Here is a 15,571-nt window from a genome sequence, read left to right as displayed (position 1 = left end):
CCCGCGATTGAAGCGAACCTTTGCCGGGCGCACAGTCGACAGGTGCGACGTCGTGCTTTCCTGGGCGTGGTGCCGGCCCTGTGGCTGCCGTCCCCGTGGCTGCCGTCGATGGCGCGCGCCCAGCCGGTGCTGGCCGACGATCCATTCGGGCTGGGCGTCGCCTCGGGCCGACCGACCGCGCGTTCGATCGTGCTGTGGACGCGGTTGATGGCGGCCGAGCCGCACGAACGTCCCCGCGAGTCCATCGAGGTGAGTTGGTCGCTCTGTCGCGACGAGCGCCTGCAGCAGGTCGTGCGGTCGGGCAAGGCGACGGCCGAGGCGCGCTGGGCCCATTCGGTCCATGTCGAGGTGGGCGACCTCGAGCCCGGCCGGACCTATTGGTACCGCTTCGTCGTGCGCGGCAAGCCGAGCCCGATCGGCCGCACGCGCACGGCCGCGGATCCGGCGGCCGCGTTGGCGACGCTGCGCTTTGGCTTCGGTTCCTGCCAGCAATACGAGCAGGGCTACTACGCCGCGCTGGGCCACGCCGCGGTGGAGGAGCTCGACGCCTTCGTCCATCTCGGCGACTACATTTACGAGTTGAGCTGGGGCCGCGACCTGGTGCGCCGCCACGAGGTCGGTCGGCCGACGACCCTCGAGGAATATCGCGACCGCTACGCGCTCTACAAATCCGACCCCGCCCTGCAGGCGGCGCACGCCGCACATCCCTGGATCGTCACCTGGGACGACCACGAGGTCGACGACGACTATACCGGCGACGTCTCGCCGCTGGTGGGGGACAGCGCGCGCTTCCTCGCCCAGCGTGGCGCCGCGTACCAGGCCTTCTGGGAGCACATGCCGCTGCCCGAATCGATGCGTCCGCAGGGGCCGTCGATGCGGCTGCACGATCGCCTGCGCTTCGGCGATCTCGCCGAGTTCCACGTGCTCGACGGCCGGCAGCACCGCTCGCACCACGCCTGCCGCGAGACGCTGACGCGCGGCAAGCTCCTGACCGGGTGCGAGGAGCGGCTCGATCCGCGCCGCTCGCTGCTCGGCGCTGAGCAGGAGGCGTGGCTGGGCGACGGGCTGCGCCGGGCCGCGGCGCGCTGGAACGTGATCGCGCAGCCGACCCTGATGGCCGAGCTCGATCGCGGCCGAGACGGCACGACGAGTCACTGGGCGGACGGCTGGGACGGCTATGCGCCGGCGCGGCGGCGCCTGCTCGATCAGGTCGCGGCCTCGCCGACGCGCGACACGCTGGTGATCGGCGGCGACGTGCACTCCTTCTGGGCGACCGACCTGCGGCGCGACTTTGCCCGCGGCGGCGAGCCCGTCGTGGCGACGGAATTCGTCGGCGGCTCGCTCACCTCGCAGGGTCCGAGCGAGGCACGCATGAAGGCGTTGTTGGCGCGCAATCCGCACATCCGCTACGGCCGCACCGGCGCCAACGGCTATGCGGTCGTGGCACTCGCGCCCAAGTCGGCCGAAGTCGCCTTCCGCACCGTGCGCTCGGTCAAGGAGCGCGAATCGCCGGTCTCGACGCTGGCGCGCTTCGCGGTCGAGTCGGGCCGGCCGGGCGTTCAGGCGCTGTGAGGAGGCGCGATCAACCGGCGGCCTCGAGATAGGCGCGCCAGCCGCCGAGCGCGGTGATGTCGCGTGCTCCCTCGATGGCGTAGCCCTCGCAGAGGAAGCCCAGCACGCTCGTGCCGTCGGAAAGGGCGACCGTGCCGAGACCGAGCGGAGCGGGAATGCGCCGCACGAAGGCGCCGACCCGGGCGGCCGGCAGGCTCCACACTTCGAGTTCGATGGCGCCGCCGCCGGTGCCGACGCGCACCAGGCCGGGACGCGACGGCGGGCCGCCGGGCAACGCATGGAGACGGTAGTGCGGGGCGGTGCTGCCCGAGTACTCGAGGCGGCCGCCGAGATCCACGAGCTCGCCATTGAGCGGCAGGCCGCTCATGTGGGCGCCGACGACTGCGATGGCGACGCGATCCTCGGCGGCGACCGGATCGGCCTCCGCCGGCGGCAGCCGGCTCGTCGTCCTGCCGAGTGGCAGCGTGACGGCGCGTTGCCAGCGTGCGCCGAAGGCGAGCAACGCCGTCTCGGCCAAACCGCGCGCGATCAGGGTGATGCCGAAAGGCAGGCCGTCGGCGCGGAAGCCGGCAGGCAGGGCGAGGCCCGACAGCCGGAAGAAATTCACGAAGTTGGTGTAGTGCCCGAGATGCGAATTGAAGAGCACCGGTTCGCGCGCGAGATCGGCCAGGGTGTAGATCGTGCCCGCTGTCGGCAGCGCCAGGAAATCGAGGTCCTGCATCGCAGCGTCGGCCCGTGCCTTGAGCTCGGCGAGCCTGTATTGGCCCTCGAAGGCGTCGACGGCGCTGTACTTGCGCCCGCCCAGCACGATGTCGCGTGTCGTCGGCCACACCCCGGCCTCGGGTCCCGCCCTTTCGATGAAGACGCCGACCGCCGCGGTGCGCTCGGCAACCCACGGCCCGCTGTAGAGGAGCTGGGCGGCGTCGCTGAACGGGGCGTAGTCGAACTCGACCGCAGTGCCGCCCATCGCCTTCAGCCGCTCGATGGCTTCGCCATAGAGCCTCGCATAGTCGGCGTCGCCGAAGAATTCGAGGGGCCGCGGCACGCCGAAGCGGAAGGTGCTGCCGATCGCCGCCGCCGGGCGCAGTTCGGCGGCGACCCTCAATACGGCGTCGGCGTCGGCGCAGGAGAGCGCGAAGATCGAGACGCAATCGAGCGAGGCGCAAGCCGGCACGACGCCTGCATTGCTGAGCAGGCCGGGTGTCGGCTTCAGCCCGACGATGTTGTTGAAGCCGGCCGGCACGCGGCCCGATCCGGCCGTGTCGGTGCCGAGCGCGAAGCTGACGAGGCCGGCCGAAACGGCGACCGCCGAGCCCGAGCTCGAGCCGCCGGGAATGTAGTCGGCGTTGAAGGGATTGCGCGGCACGCCGTAGGGTGAGCGCACGCCGACCAGGCCGGTCGCGAACTGGTCGAGGTTGGTCTTGCCGACCACGATGGCGCCCGAATCGACCAGGCGCTGAACGACCGCCGCCGATGTCCGGGGCGTGTAGGCGTAACCCGGGCAAGCGGCCGTGGTCGGCAGACCCTCGACGTCGATATTGTCCTTCACCGCGAAGGGCACGCCGAACAACGGCAGCTTCTCGCCGCGCCTGGCGTCGAGTGCATCGGCCCGGGCGCGCAGGACGTCGTCGGGCATGCGCGACAGCCACACGGCGTCGTCGCCGTGGGACCGGATACGCTCCAGAACGTCCTCGATCACCGCTCGACAGGTGAGGATGCCCTCGGAATAGGCGGTATGGAGGGCGTGAAGGCCGAGATCGCGTGCGGTGCTCATCGTCCTAGATTGCATACAAAATGAATGCCAACGCCTAAAAAGAATGCAATAGGCTGAAATTGCATACAATTGACCTGTCGTCGCAGTCGGCCGCCGATGTCACCGGATGACCGGGGAGGCGGCCGATCCTGCCCGAAAAAGCAGCGGAATCCGCCATCGGAGACGCATTTTCGAGGATGGCACACTGCTTGCTGACCTTACTTCCGACTCGTCCGTGGGAAGCAAGGGGGCAGACATGAAGCGGCGTACGTTCATCAAGACCACTGCGGCGGCGGGCGCTGCGGCAACGGCGGCACCGGCGATCTGGTCGGAGGCCAAGGCGCAGGCGCGTCAGGAGACGCTGCTGATCGTCACCGAGGCGCCGCCCAACTCCATGGACATCCACGGCGTCGGCGCCAACCGGCCGGCCTACGAGGTGTCGTGGAACACCCACGACCGGCTGATGACCTACGGCGTCAAGAAGGACGCCAACGGCAACGACCACTACGACTACACCAAGCTCGAACCCGAGCTGGCGACGGAGTGGAACCTCGGGCCCAACTCGGTGACCTTCAAGCTGCGCCGCGACGCCAAGTTCCACGACGGCACGCCGATCACCGCCAAGGACGTCAAGTGGTCGTTCGACCGCGCCGTCACGGTGGGCGGCTTCCCGACCTTCCAGATGAGGGCGGGCTCGCTCGAGAAGCCCGAACAGTTCGTCGTCGTCGACGATCATACCTTTCGGGTCGATTTCGTGCGCGCCGACAAGCTCACCATGCCCGACATCGGCGTGCCGGTGCCGGTGATCATGAACTCCGGGCTCGCCAGGAAGCACGCCACGGAGAAGGACCCGTGGGCGATGGAATGGTGCAAGAACAACCACGCCTCGGGCGGCGCCTACAAGGTCGAGAAGTGGCAGCCCGGCCAGGAAGTCATCTTCGTGCGCAACGACGAGTGGAAGAACGGCCCGCTGCCCAAGGTGCGCCGCGTCATCCAGCGCATCATCCCGTCGGCCGGCAACCGGCGCGCGCTGCTCGAGCGCGGCGACGCCGACCTTTCCTTCGACCTGCCGCCGAAGGATTTCGCCGAGCTCCGGAGCTCACCCAAGCTCTCGGTGATCGGCACGCCGATCGAGAACGCCATGAACTATGTCGGCATGAACACGGCGAACAAGCCGTTCGACAACGTGAAGCTGCGCCAGGCCGTGGCCTACGCGATTCCCTACCAGCAGATCATGGACTCCGTGATGTTCGGCCAGGGCGCGCCGCTGTTCGGCGGCGCCGACAACAAGTTCAAGGGCGTCTACTGGCCGCAGAAGCATGGCTACAGGACCGACCTCGACAAGGCCAAGGCGCTGATGGTCGAGGCGGGCCATCCCAACGGGCTGGAAACCACGCTCTCCTTCGATCTCGGTTTCGCCAGCACCAACGAACCGATGGCGGTGCTGGTGCAGGAAAACCTCGCCAAGATCGGCATCAAGACCACGATCAACAAGGTGCCGGGTGCCAACTGGCGCGCCGAGTTGCTGAAGAAGCAGATGCCGCTGATCCTCAACGCCTTCGGCGGCTGGCTGAACTATCCCGAATACTTCTTCTATTGGTGCTATCACGGCCAGAACGCCGTCTTCAACACGATGTCCTACAAGAACCCGGCGATGGACGCGCTGATCGACAAGGCGCGCTTCACCACGGGCAAGGAGTACGAGGAGGCGGTCAGGGGTTTCGTCGACATCGCCTTCGAGGACGTGCCGCGCGTGCCGATCTACCAGCCGCTGCTCAACGTGGCGATGCAGAAGAACGTCACCGGCTACCGCTACTGGTTCCATCGCCAGCTCGACTACCGGCAGCTGGTGAAGAGTTAAGCCGCACACGTCACGGCCCAAGGGTGCTGAAGCTCCTTCTTTCGCGGCTGATGACGGCGATCCCGAGCATCATCGGGGTCGTCGTCGTCACCTTCATGCTGACCCGCCTGCTGCCGGGCGATCCGGCGGCCTATTTCGCCGGCCTCGCCGCCAGTCCGCAGGCGGTCGAGGAGATCCGCGCCAAGCTCGGGCTCGACAAGTCGCTGCCCGAGCAGTTCGTCGCCTATATCGTCGATCTCGCCCAGGGCAATCTCGGCCATTCGCTCTCCACCGGCCAGCCCGTGGTGACCGAGATCGCCACGCGCCTGCCGGCCTCGGCCGAGCTCACCTTGTGCGCGCTGCTGATCGCCGTGCTGATCGCCATCCCGCTCGGCGTTCTCGCCGCGGTGAAGCAGGGCACGTGGATCGACCATCTCTGCCGCGTCGTCACCACCGCCGGCGTGTCGCTGCCGGTGTTCTTCACCGGCCTGCTGTTCGCCTACGTCTTCTACTACCTGCTGCAGATCGCGCCGGCGCCGACCGGACGGCTCGACGTCTTCCTCTCGGCGCCGCCCGACATCACCGGCTTCTACCTGATCGACTCGCTGATCGTCGGCGACATGGAGGCGTTCCGCGGCGCCCTCAGCCAGCTCGCGCTGCCGGCGATCTCGATGGCGATCTTCTCGCTGGCGCCGCTCGCCCGCATGACCCGCGGCTCGATGCTGTCGGTGCTGGGCAGCGACTTCATCCGCACCGCGCGCGCGAGTGGGCTCGCCGGCCGCACCGTCGTTTTCACCTATGCCTTCCGCAACGCCGTCCTGCCGGTCATCACCGTGCTTGGCATGGTGTTTTCCTTCCTGCTCGGCGCCAACGTGCTGGTCGAGACGGTGTTCGCCTGGCCGGGCATCGGCCTCTACGCCGTCAACGCGCTGATCACCTCGGACTATGCGCCGGTGCAGGGCTTCGTGCTGGCGATGGCGGTGCTCTACATCGCGCTCAACCTCGCGATCGACCTGCTCTACGGCCTGGTCGACCCGCGCGTGCGGCTGGACGTCTGATGCTGCCGCTGCTGCGTCATGCCCGCTACGTGCTGTCGGAGAACCCGGTGACGGGCTTCGCCTTCACCCTGTTTGCGCTGTTCCTGGTCGCCGCCATGTTCGGGCCGCTGATCGCGCCCTACGATCCGCTGGCCAGCAACGCGGCGATGGCGCTCCAGCCGCCCTCGGCCGCGCACTGGTTCGGCACCGACCAGCTCGGCCGCGATATCTTCAGCCGCGTGCTGGTGGCGACGCGGCTCGACCTTTCCATCGCCTTCGCCTCGGTGATCCTGGCGTTTCTGCTGGGCGCGCTGTCGGGCGTCGCGGCGGGCTACTTCGGCGGCTGGACGGATCGTGTCGTCGGCCGCGTCGCCGACACGATCATGGCGTTCCCGCTGTTCGTGCTTGCCATGGGCATCGTCGCCGCCCTCGGCAACAAGGTCACGAACATCGTGATCGCCACGGCGATCATCAATTTCCCGCTCTATGCCCGCGTCGCGCGTGCCGAGGCCAACGTGCGGCGCGAGGCGGGCTACGTCGAGGCGGCGCGCCTCTCGGGCAACGGCGAGGCGCGCGTGCTGCTGGGCCATGTCCTGCCCAACATCATGCCGATCATGATGGTGCAGATGTCGCTCACCATGGGTTACGCCATCCTCAACGCGGCGGGCCTCTCCTTCATCGGGCTGGGCGTGCGCCCGCCCGATCCGGAATGGGGCATCATGGTCGCCGAGGGCGCCAACTTCATCCAGTCGGGCGAGTGGTGGATCGCGCTGTTCCCCGGCGCGACGCTGATGCTCGCGGTGTTCTGCTTCAACCTGCTGGGCGATGGCCTGCGCGACATCATCGACCCGAGAATGCGGACATGACGGATGTCGCCGTCCCCGCGCTCGCCGTCGAGGATCTCTCGGTCGAGTTCCGCACCCGCTCGGGCACCGTCAGGGTGCTCGACCATGTCGGCTTCGCGGTCGACAAGGGCGAGACGGTGGCGCTGGTCGGCGAATCGGGCTCGGGCAAGTCGGTCACCGCCTTCGCCGTCATGGGTATCCTCGATCCGGCCGGCAAGGTCACGTCGGGCAGGGCGATGTTCGGCGGCCAGGATCTGCTGGCGCTGAACGAGCGCGAGTTCGCCGAGCTGCGCGGCCGCGAGCTGTCGATGATCTTCCAGAATCCGCGCACAGCGCTCAATCCCATCCGCAAGGTCGGCCGGCAGATCGCCGACGTCCTGGTGCGGCATGGCGGCGCCACCCGCAACGACGCGCCGCTCAAGGCGGTGGAAATGCTCAAGAAGGTGCGCATCCCCGACCCCGAGCGTCGCGCCGAGGCCTATCCCTTCGAGCTGTCGGGCGGCATGTGCCAGCGCATCATGATCGCCATTGCGCTCGCCTGCCGGCCGACGCTGCTGATCGCCGACGAGCCGACCACCGGCCTCGACGTCACGACCCAGGCCGTCATCATGGACCTGATCGACGAGTTGGCGGGCGATTCGGGCATGGCCACCATTTTCATCACCCACGACCTGGCCCTCGCCGCCGAACATTGCGACCGTATCGTCGTCATGCATGCCGGCCACATCGTCGAATCGGCGCCCAGCCGCGATCTCTTCGCCCATGCGCGGCATCCCTATTCGGCGAAGCTGCTGGCGGCGACGCCGGGCGAGGCGTCGACCCTGCGGAGCCTCGCCTCGATCCCGGGCAACCTGCCCGACCTTCGGCGCGACGACCTGCCGGCCTGCCGCTACAGCGGCCGCTGCGAGCGCGTGATCGGCGACTGCGTGCGGAAGCTGCCACACAAGCCGGTGGGCGAGCGCCACGACGTCGCCTGCTGGAATCCGCTGTGAGCGCGCTGCTCGACATCGCCGAACTCGCCAAGCGCTTCGACGTCGGCAAGAAGCGGCTGCTGCACGCGGTCGACGAGGTGAGCTTCACCATCGGCAAGGGCGAGACGGTCGGGCTGGTCGGCGAATCGGGATGCGGCAAGTCCACCTTGGTGAGGCTCATCAACCGCCTGCTCGACCCCACCTCGGGCAGCATCCGCCTCGCCGGCACCGAGCTCGCCGACATCCGCGCCCGTGGCTTCGCCGGCAATGCCAACCGCAAGCGCATCCAGATGGTGTTCCAGGACGCGGGCGATTCGCTGAATCCGCGCTTCACCGCCTTCGACGCCATCGCCGATCCGCTGCGCCGGTTGTCGACGCTCCGCGGCGCCGAACTCGCCGCGCGCATCGAGCGGCTGGCCGACATGACCGGCCTGCCGCGCGAGCTGCTGACCCGTTTCCCGCACCAGCTGTCGGGCGGCCAGAAGGCGAGGGTGGGCATCGCCCGCGCCATCGCCGTCGAACCCGAGCTGCTGATCCTCGACGAGCCGACGGCGGCGCTCGACGTCTCGGTCCAGGTCGTGATCCTGCAGATGCTGCAGACGCTCAAGCGCGAACTCGGCATGAGCTATCTCTTCGTCAGCCACGACCTCAACGTGGTGCGCCTGCTGTGCGACCGCGTGCTGGTCATGTATCTCGGCAAGATCGTCGAGGCGGGCCCGGCGGCCGAGCTGTTCGCCGACCCCCGGCATCCCTACACGCGCGCACTGATCTCGGCGATCCCGCAGGCCGATCCGGAAAGGCGCGTCGGGCGGCTGAGGTTGAGCGGCGAGCCGCGCAGCCCGATCGATCCCGATCCGACGGTTTGCCGCTTCTACGGTCGCTGTCCGCGGGGCGAGCCGCGTTGCTCCTCGGAGATGCCGCTCTTGCGCCCGGCCGGACCGGCGCGCGAAGTTGCCTGTCATTTCGCCTGAGGAACCATATGGCCGACGACAAACCGGATATCGCGCGCTGGGTCGACGAAGGAGCCAGGGCGATCGGCCTGCCGATCGCGCCGGAGTATCGCGACAAGGTGATCCTGAACGTCGAGCGCTCGCTCGCCATTGCCGCGCCGTTGCTCGCCGTCGAGCTCGACGACGAGCTGACGCCCGGCCCGGTCTTCCGGCCGTGAGCGACGCGCTGTCGAAGAGCGCTACGGCCGCCGAGATCGCGCGCGCGGTAGCGGGCGGCAAGGTCAAGGCGAGCGCGGTGATCGACGCGGCGCTGAAGCGTATCGAGGCGGCCGAGCCGACGGTCAGTGCCTTCACCGACATCGTCGCGGTGCGAGCACGCAGGCGCGCCGCCGAGATCGACCAGGGTCTGCATCGCGGGCCGCTGGTGGGCGTGCCGTTTGCGGTCAAGAACCTGTTCGACATCCAGGGCCTGCCGACGCGGGCGGGTTCGAAGATCAATGTCGACGGTCCGATCGCCAGACGCGACGGCGCGCTCGTTCGCAAGCTCGAGGCGGCGGGCGCCGTCCTGGTCGGCGGCCTCAACATGGGCGAGTACGCCTACGACTTCACCGGCGAGAACGCGCACTATGGTCCGTCGCGCAACCCGCACGATCCCACGCGCATGACCGGCGGTTCGTCGGGCGGCTCGGGCGCCGCCGTCGCGTCGGGCGAGGTGCCGTTGGCGCTCGGCTCCGACACCAACGGCTCGATCCGCGTGCCGTCGTCGCTCTGCGGGCTGTTCGGCCTGAAGCCGACCTATGGTCGCCTGAGCCGCGCCGGTTCCTATCCCTTCGTCGATGCCTTCGATCATCTCGGACCCATGGCACGCTCGGCCGGGGATCTGGCCCTGTCGTTCGACGCCATGCAGGGCTGGGATCCCGACGATCCGGTCTGCACCGACCGCCCCGCCGACCCGACCGTGCCGCGGCTGCGCGAGGGCATCGACGGGCTGCGCATCGCCGTCGCCGGCGACTACTTCGCGCGCGGCGCTGAACCCGAGGCCTTCGAGGCGGTGGCGACGGTCGCGAAGGCGCTGGGCGCCCGCGGGACGGTTGCCCTGCCGCAGGCCGGCATCGCCCGATCGGCGGCCTATGTCATCACCGCGATCGAGGGCGCGCAGCTCCATCTGCCGCGGCTCAGGACCCGCCCGCAGGATTTCGACCCCGATACGCGCGAGCGCTTCATGGCGGGCGCACTGCTGCCGGGCTCGTGGTACGTCATGGCGCAGCGCTTCCGCCGCCGCTATCGCGCCAATGTGCTCAAGCTGTTCGACGAAGTGGACGTGGTACTCGCCCCGGCGACGCCCTGCACCGCGCCCAAGCTCGGCCAGGTGGCGATGAAGCTCGCCGGCGTGGAGATGCCGGTGCGTGCCAATCTCGGCCTGTTCACCCAGCCGATCTCGTTCATCGGCCTGCCGGTGGTCGCCGTGCCGACGCGCGCCGTCGGCGGCCTGCCGATCGGCGTGCAGGTGATCGCCCGTCCCTACAACGAGCAGGCTGCATTGCGCGTCGCCGCCCATCTCGAGAAGCAGGGTGTCTGCGTCTCGATGCCGGCCTAGGAGGCACCAATGGAGATCAACATCCCCTCGGTCGTGGCCGCGGTGACGGCAGCCTTCAATCGCTATGAGGCAGCGCTGAACGGCAACGACGTCGCGGTGCTGGACGAGCTTTTCTGGAAGAGCCCGCACACGTTGCGCTACGGCATCGGCGAGCAGCTCTATGGTCACGACCAGATCGCGGCCTTCCGCTCCGGGCGCGACCCCAAATTCGTGGTGAAGCGCGACCTCCTGAAGGTCTGGATCGTCACCTACGGCACCGATTTCGGCACGGCCAATTGCGAGTTCCAGCGCCATGGCGGCAGCAGGATCGGCCGCCAGAGCCATACCTGGATGCGCACACCGGAGGGCTGGCGCATCGTCGCTGCCCATGTTTCGCTGCTGGGCGAAACAACTCCGATGAAGGCGTGAATCTTTTCCTCACCCACGTTCCCCGGTCGCGCGAGCAGTACTATGGCGCCCGCGCGCTCGCGCGGCTGCAGGAACTCGTCGAGGTCGTCCTGCACGAGGGCGATGCGCCGCTCGATCCGCCCGGCGTGATCGCCGCGGCGAAGGATGTCGATTTCATCATCGCCGACCGCACCACACCGGTGCCCGCGATCGTCTTCGAGTCCCTGCCGAGGCTGCGTGTCGTGATGCGCAGCGCCATCGACATCCGCAACATCGACGTCGACGCGGCGTCGAAGGCGGGCGTGCTGGTGACGCACGCGGAGGCGGGCTTCGTGAAGTCGGTGGTCGAGCTCACGATCGGGCTGATGGTCGACCTGTCGCGCGGCATCTCGCGTGCCTCGAACCAGTATCGCCGTGGCGAGGCGCCGGAGATCCGCGTCGGCCGCCAGCTCGCCGGCAGCACCGTCGGCATCGTCGGCTACGGCCGTATCGCGCGCGATCTCGCGCCGGTGCTGGCGCAGCTCGGCATGACGATAATGGTGAGCGATCCCTATGCGCAGGTGGACGATCCACGCTTCACCAAACTGCCGTTGGCGGAGATGCTGGGGCGCGCCGACTACGTCGTCTGCCTCGCCATCGCCAACGAGGAGACCGAGAACCTGATGGACGCGGCAGCCTTTGCGCGGATGAAGCCCGACGCCTTCTTCATCAACATGTCGCGCGGCAACCTGGTCGACGAAGCCGCTCTCGCGAAGGCGTTGACGGAGGGCCGCATCGCCGGCGCAGCCATGGATGTCGGGCGCGCGCCCGACCAGATGCCTTCGCCCGAGTTGGCGCGTCTGCCCAACGTGATCGCCACGCCCCATGTCGGCGGCCTCACGCCGCCCGCGAGCGAGAGCCAGGCCTTCGACACGGTGCGTCAGGTCGAGGCGCTGGTGAACGGCGAGATTCCGCCGGGCGCGGTCAATACGCGGCAGTGGCGGCGGCGCTAGGGCCGGGCCAGCCGCGCGGCGATCGCCCCGGCGGCCAGCCGGTGGCCTGCTTCGTTCCAATGGCCGTCATTGACGAAATGATGGGAGAGGGGAGCGCCGTCCGACTCGAGAAGCGGGCGCATGTCGAGCACGTCGAGGCCGGCGCGAGCCAGCGCGGCGACGAACGCCACGTGAACCTGGTCCTCGACGTCGCGGTTGGCGCCGACCCACAGGGCGCGCGAGGGGATGACGACCACCAACAGCCGCCGGTCGCGTGCCAGCCCGGCGACGCGCTGGGCCGAAGACTCCACGACGGCCCGCGAGAACGTGTGGCGCGGAATGCCTGCCAGGTTGGGCGTGACGAGGCCGAGCGCCACCGCCACGGCCCGCAGCGGCGGCGTCTGATGGACGACGGCGGCGAACAGGAGATAGGCGGCCGAGTGATGTTCGAGCCAGCCGCGCCAATCCCATCGCATGCCGTGACCGGAAGGCTCGTCGGGTGCGTCATAGTCGCCAAGGTCGTTCTCCATGCAGAGCGCGAGGACGATCTGCCCGGTCCGGGCGCCGAGTGCGCGGGCGTGATCGAGCAGGTCGCGGTAGCCGTCGAGGTCGGCCGGCGCGCTGAGATTGAACACGCGCCTGCCGGTCAACGGCTCGAGCAGGTCGGAGAAGCGCCGTCCCGTCGCGACACCCCAGCCCCAGGCGAAGGAGTCGCCGACCACCACGATGTCATCGGCAGCCGCCTCGGCGATGTCCCGGGGGTCGCGCAGCCCATGCCGGTTGATGCGGACCGCGACGTCGTAGTCGCCGGTGTTCTTGCGCTGGCGGAGGTCGACGTTCGGCGGCGCCAGCACCAGCCGATCACCGACGGCGTGGGTGAAGGCGATCCGGCCCGATGGATCGAAGCCGGGAAAGAAAACGCGCGCCAGCACCTCCAGCAGGCCGACCGCCACGATCGTCGCGACCGCCGCCACGACCAGGGTCGCCGCGCCGCGCCGCATCGGCGCCCTAGTTCCCGGGGCCGCGTTCCATGGAATAGGGCTGCCAGCGCTCGAGCTTGGACTTGTCCAGGACCATCGGATTGACGCACGAGCGCGGCCACTTGCCGCTCAGCACCAGCGCCATCTCGGCACCGGCGCGGCGCTTGCGGGCGATGTCGAAGCGGCTCGACGCCGAGGCGACGTGGGCGGTCAGGATGACGTTGTCCATGCCGAGCAGCGGGTTGTTGTGACCCACCGGCTCGGTCTCCAGCACGTCCAGTCCGGCGCCGGCGATCCAGCCCTCCTGCAGCGCCTTGATCATGGCCGGCTCGTCGACCGTGGAGCCGCGGCCGGTGTTCACGAACAGCGCTGTCTTCTTCATCCTGCGGAAGTGCTCCTCCTTCATCAGGTGGTGCGCATCCTTGGTGCCGGGCGCGTGCATGGAGACGATGTCGGAGCGTTCGAGCAGCTCACCGTAGCTCACCGGCTGGACGCCGTAGTCGCTCATCACCAGCTCCTCGATGTAGGGATCGTAGGCCAGCATCTGGAAGCCGAAGGGCCGCGCGCGCCTGGCGACGGCGCGGGCAACGTGGCCGAACGCGATGAATCCCAGGGTCATCCCCATCAGGCGCGGGAACTGGTAGAGCATCGGCCGGGCCTTGGCCCAGTCGCCCTTGCGCACCATCTGGTCCTGCACGACCAGCCGCCGCCAACTCGCCAGGATCAGCGTCATGGCGTGGTCGGCCACCTCCTCGATGAAGGTATCGGGGCAGTTGGTCACCGGGATGCCGAGCCTGGTGGCGGTCGCGACGTCGATCGAATCGACGCCGACGCTGCCGATCGACACGACCTTGAGCTTCTTTCCGGCCTCGATCACCTTGGCGGTGATGCGGGGCCGTCCCTTGCAGTAGATCGCGTCGGCATCGATCGCCGCCCTGGCGATCTCGTCCTCGCCGCCCGAGATCTCGACGATTTCCGCGCCGAGCGCGCCCAGCGTCTCCATCTCGAGGGTGTGATCGGTGTTGCCCGGGCCGGTCGTAACGATCTTGAAATTCGCCACCTGTTGTCTCCTCCTCCGGATTGGGCACACTCTAGCGCAGTTTGTCGGGAGGTCGCATGTCCGGGGTCAGGAACGTCCTTTTGATCGTCGTCGACCAGTGGCGCGGGCTGATGTTGCCCAAGCTCGGCGCCGGCTATCTCAAGTTGCCCAACATCGACCGGCTGTGCGCCGAGGGCGTGACTTTCCGCAACCACTTCACCCAGTGCGTGCCGTGTGGTCCCGCTCGGGCGAGCCTGCTGACCGGGCTCTACATGATGAATCATCGGGCCGTGCAGAACACCATTCCGCTGGCCGACCGCTTCACCAACCTCGCCCACGAGCTGCGGCGCGGCGGCTACGACCCGGCTCTGGTGGGCTACACCACCACCACGCCCGATCCGCGCAAGACCGCACCCAGCGATCCGCGCTTCTTCGTGCTGGGCGACATCATGGACGGCTTCCACGCAGTCGGCGCTTTCGAGAACCGGGACGCCTATTTCGGCTGGGTCGCCAGCCAGGGCTTCGAACTGCCCAAGGTGCGGGAAGACATCTGGCTGCCGCGATCCGATTCGAAAGGGGATGGCGGCGCGGGAGGGGCCACATCGCGACCGGCGGTGATCCCCAAGGAGCTGTCGGACACGGCCTGGTTCACCGAGCGCGGCCTAGCGTATCTGCGCGGCCGCGCGGGCCGGCCGTGGTTCCTGCATCTCGGCTACTACCGGCCGCACCCGCCCTTCATCGCGCCGGCGCCCTACAATGCCATGTACCGGCCTCAGGACATGCCGAAAGCCGTGCGGGCGGCGTCCTCGGCCGAGGAGGCCCGGCAGAACGCGTTGCTCGGCTACTACGTGAACCACGTCGCGCAGGCGAGTTTCTTCCAGGACGGCAGGAAGCTCGGCAGCGAGATGAGCGAGGAGGAAGTGGCGCAGATGCGCGCCACCTATTGCGGCCTCATGAGCGAAGTCGACGACCAACTCGGCCGCGTCTTCGACTACCTGAAGCAGACAGGACAATGGGACGATACGCTGATCGTCTTCACCTGCGATCACGGCGAGCAACTCGGCGACCATCACCTGCTGGGCAAGATCGGCTATTTCGACGAATCCTACCGCATCCCCCTGATCATCCGCGATCCGCGCCAGGAGGCGAATGGCACGCGCGGCGCCGTGGTCGGGGAGTTCACCGAGACGATCGACACCATGCCGACCATCCTCGACTGGCTTGGCCTGCCGGTGCCGCGCCAATGCGACGGCCATTCGCTGTTGCCGTTCTGCGAGGGCGATGTACCGTCGGACTGGCGGACCGAGGTTCACTACGAATTCGACTTCCGCGATCTCTACTACAGCAAGCCTGAATCGGCGCTGGGCACGCCGATGGACAAGTGCACGCTCGCCGTCGTGCAGGACGAGAACTACAAGTACGTGCATTTCGCGGCGCTGCCGCCGCTGTTCTTCGACCTCAAGGCGGACCCCGGCCAGTTCGTGAACCGGGCCGGCGATCCGGCCTACGCCGCGCGCATGGGCGAATACGCCGCCAAGATGTTGAACTGGCGACTCGGATATGCCGAGCGCACGCTGACCGGCTACCGTGCCACACCCAAGGGGCTGGAGGTGCGGGCGGCCTAGGGTA

General features: G+C 68.5%; 13 protein-coding genes. 10 read left to right on the top strand and 3 right to left on the bottom strand.

Annotated elements, in window-relative coordinates; translation table 11 throughout:
* Positions 1-42: 42 nt before the first annotated feature.
* Entirely contained in the window at positions 43-1,572 is a 1,530-nt protein-coding gene (locus KIT25_17705) for an alkaline phosphatase D family protein (GenBank protein UYN93871.1), read from the top strand.
* 10 nt (positions 1,573-1,582) lie between these two features.
* On the opposite strand, the gene atzF is transcribed toward KIT25_17705, so the two are convergent.
* Entirely contained in the window at positions 1,583-3,346 is a 1,764-nt protein-coding gene (gene atzF, locus KIT25_17700; GenBank protein ID UYN93870.1) for an allophanate hydrolase, read from the bottom strand.
* 235 nt (positions 3,347-3,581) lie between these two features.
* On the opposite strand from atzF, the gene KIT25_17695 reads away from it, so the two are divergent.
* From KIT25_17695 to KIT25_17660, 8 genes are read left to right on the top strand one after another with little or no spacing between them, the layout of a single operon-like run.
* Positions 3,582-5,186, top strand: a complete 1,605-nt coding sequence (locus KIT25_17695; GenBank protein UYN93869.1) for an ABC transporter substrate-binding protein — start codon at positions 3,582-3,584, stop codon at positions 5,184-5,186.
* 50 nt (positions 5,187-5,236) lie between these two features.
* Positions 5,237-6,223, top strand: a complete 987-nt coding sequence (locus tag KIT25_17690; protein ID UYN97975.1) for an ABC transporter permease — start codon at positions 5,237-5,239, stop codon at positions 6,221-6,223.
* Positions 6,223-7,068 carry an ABC transporter permease gene (locus KIT25_17685; GenBank protein UYN93868.1) on the top strand — a complete coding sequence of 282 codons (846 nt, stop codon included), beginning with the start codon at positions 6,223-6,225 and terminating at the stop codon, positions 7,066-7,068. The genes KIT25_17690 and KIT25_17685 overlap by 1 nt, the downstream gene beginning before the upstream one ends.
* The gene (locus KIT25_17680; GenBank protein UYN97974.1) at positions 7,028-8,989 is read left to right on the top strand and encodes an ABC transporter ATP-binding protein; all 1,962 of its coding nucleotides are present in this window, start codon (positions 7,028-7,030) and stop codon (positions 8,987-8,989) included. The genes KIT25_17685 and KIT25_17680 overlap by 41 nt, the downstream gene beginning before the upstream one ends.
* An 8-nt stretch (positions 8,990-8,997) precedes the next feature.
* Positions 8,998-9,186 (top strand): DUF4089 domain-containing protein, encoded by a 189-nt coding sequence (locus tag KIT25_17675; protein UYN93867.1) that lies wholly within the window; start codon positions 8,998-9,000, stop codon positions 9,184-9,186.
* A gap of 8 nt (positions 9,187-9,194) precedes the next feature.
* A complete protein-coding gene (locus tag KIT25_17670) occupies positions 9,195-10,565 on the top strand; it encodes an AtzE family amidohydrolase (protein UYN97973.1) in 1,371 nt (456 codons plus the stop codon).
* A gap of 9 nt (positions 10,566-10,574) precedes the next feature.
* A complete protein-coding gene (gene hpxZ, locus KIT25_17665; protein UYN93866.1) occupies positions 10,575-10,973 on the top strand; it encodes an oxalurate catabolism protein HpxZ in 399 nt (132 codons plus the stop codon).
* The gene (locus tag KIT25_17660) at positions 10,970-11,944 is read left to right on the top strand and encodes a hydroxyacid dehydrogenase (GenBank protein ID UYN93865.1); all 975 of its coding nucleotides are present in this window, start codon (positions 10,970-10,972) and stop codon (positions 11,942-11,944) included. Before hpxZ ends, KIT25_17660 begins: the two co-directional genes overlap by 4 nt.
* Here the strand turns inward: KIT25_17660 and KIT25_17655 are convergent.
* Positions 11,941-12,924 (bottom strand): hypothetical protein, encoded by a 984-nt coding sequence (locus tag KIT25_17655; protein UYN93864.1) that lies wholly within the window; start codon positions 12,922-12,924, stop codon positions 11,941-11,943. The two genes, KIT25_17660 and KIT25_17655, sit on opposite strands and share 4 nt — an antisense overlap.
* A gap of 7 nt (positions 12,925-12,931) precedes the next feature.
* The gene (locus KIT25_17650; protein UYN97972.1) at positions 12,932-13,906 is read right to left on the bottom strand and encodes a C-terminal binding protein; all 975 of its coding nucleotides are present in this window, start codon (positions 13,904-13,906) and stop codon (positions 12,932-12,934) included.
* A 113-nt stretch (positions 13,907-14,019) separates the two neighbouring features.
* On the opposite strand from KIT25_17650, the gene KIT25_17645 reads away from it, so the two are divergent.
* Positions 14,020-15,567, top strand: a complete 1,548-nt coding sequence (locus tag KIT25_17645; GenBank protein ID UYN93863.1) for an alkaline phosphatase family protein — start codon at positions 14,020-14,022, stop codon at positions 15,565-15,567.
* Positions 15,568-15,571: the final 4 nt, after the last annotated feature.

The organism is Enhydrobacter sp., from assembly GCA_025808875.1.
Lineage (GTDB): Bacteria > Pseudomonadota > Alphaproteobacteria > Reyranellales > Reyranellaceae > Reyranella.
This window is presented reverse-complemented; position numbering and strand designations above follow the sequence as displayed.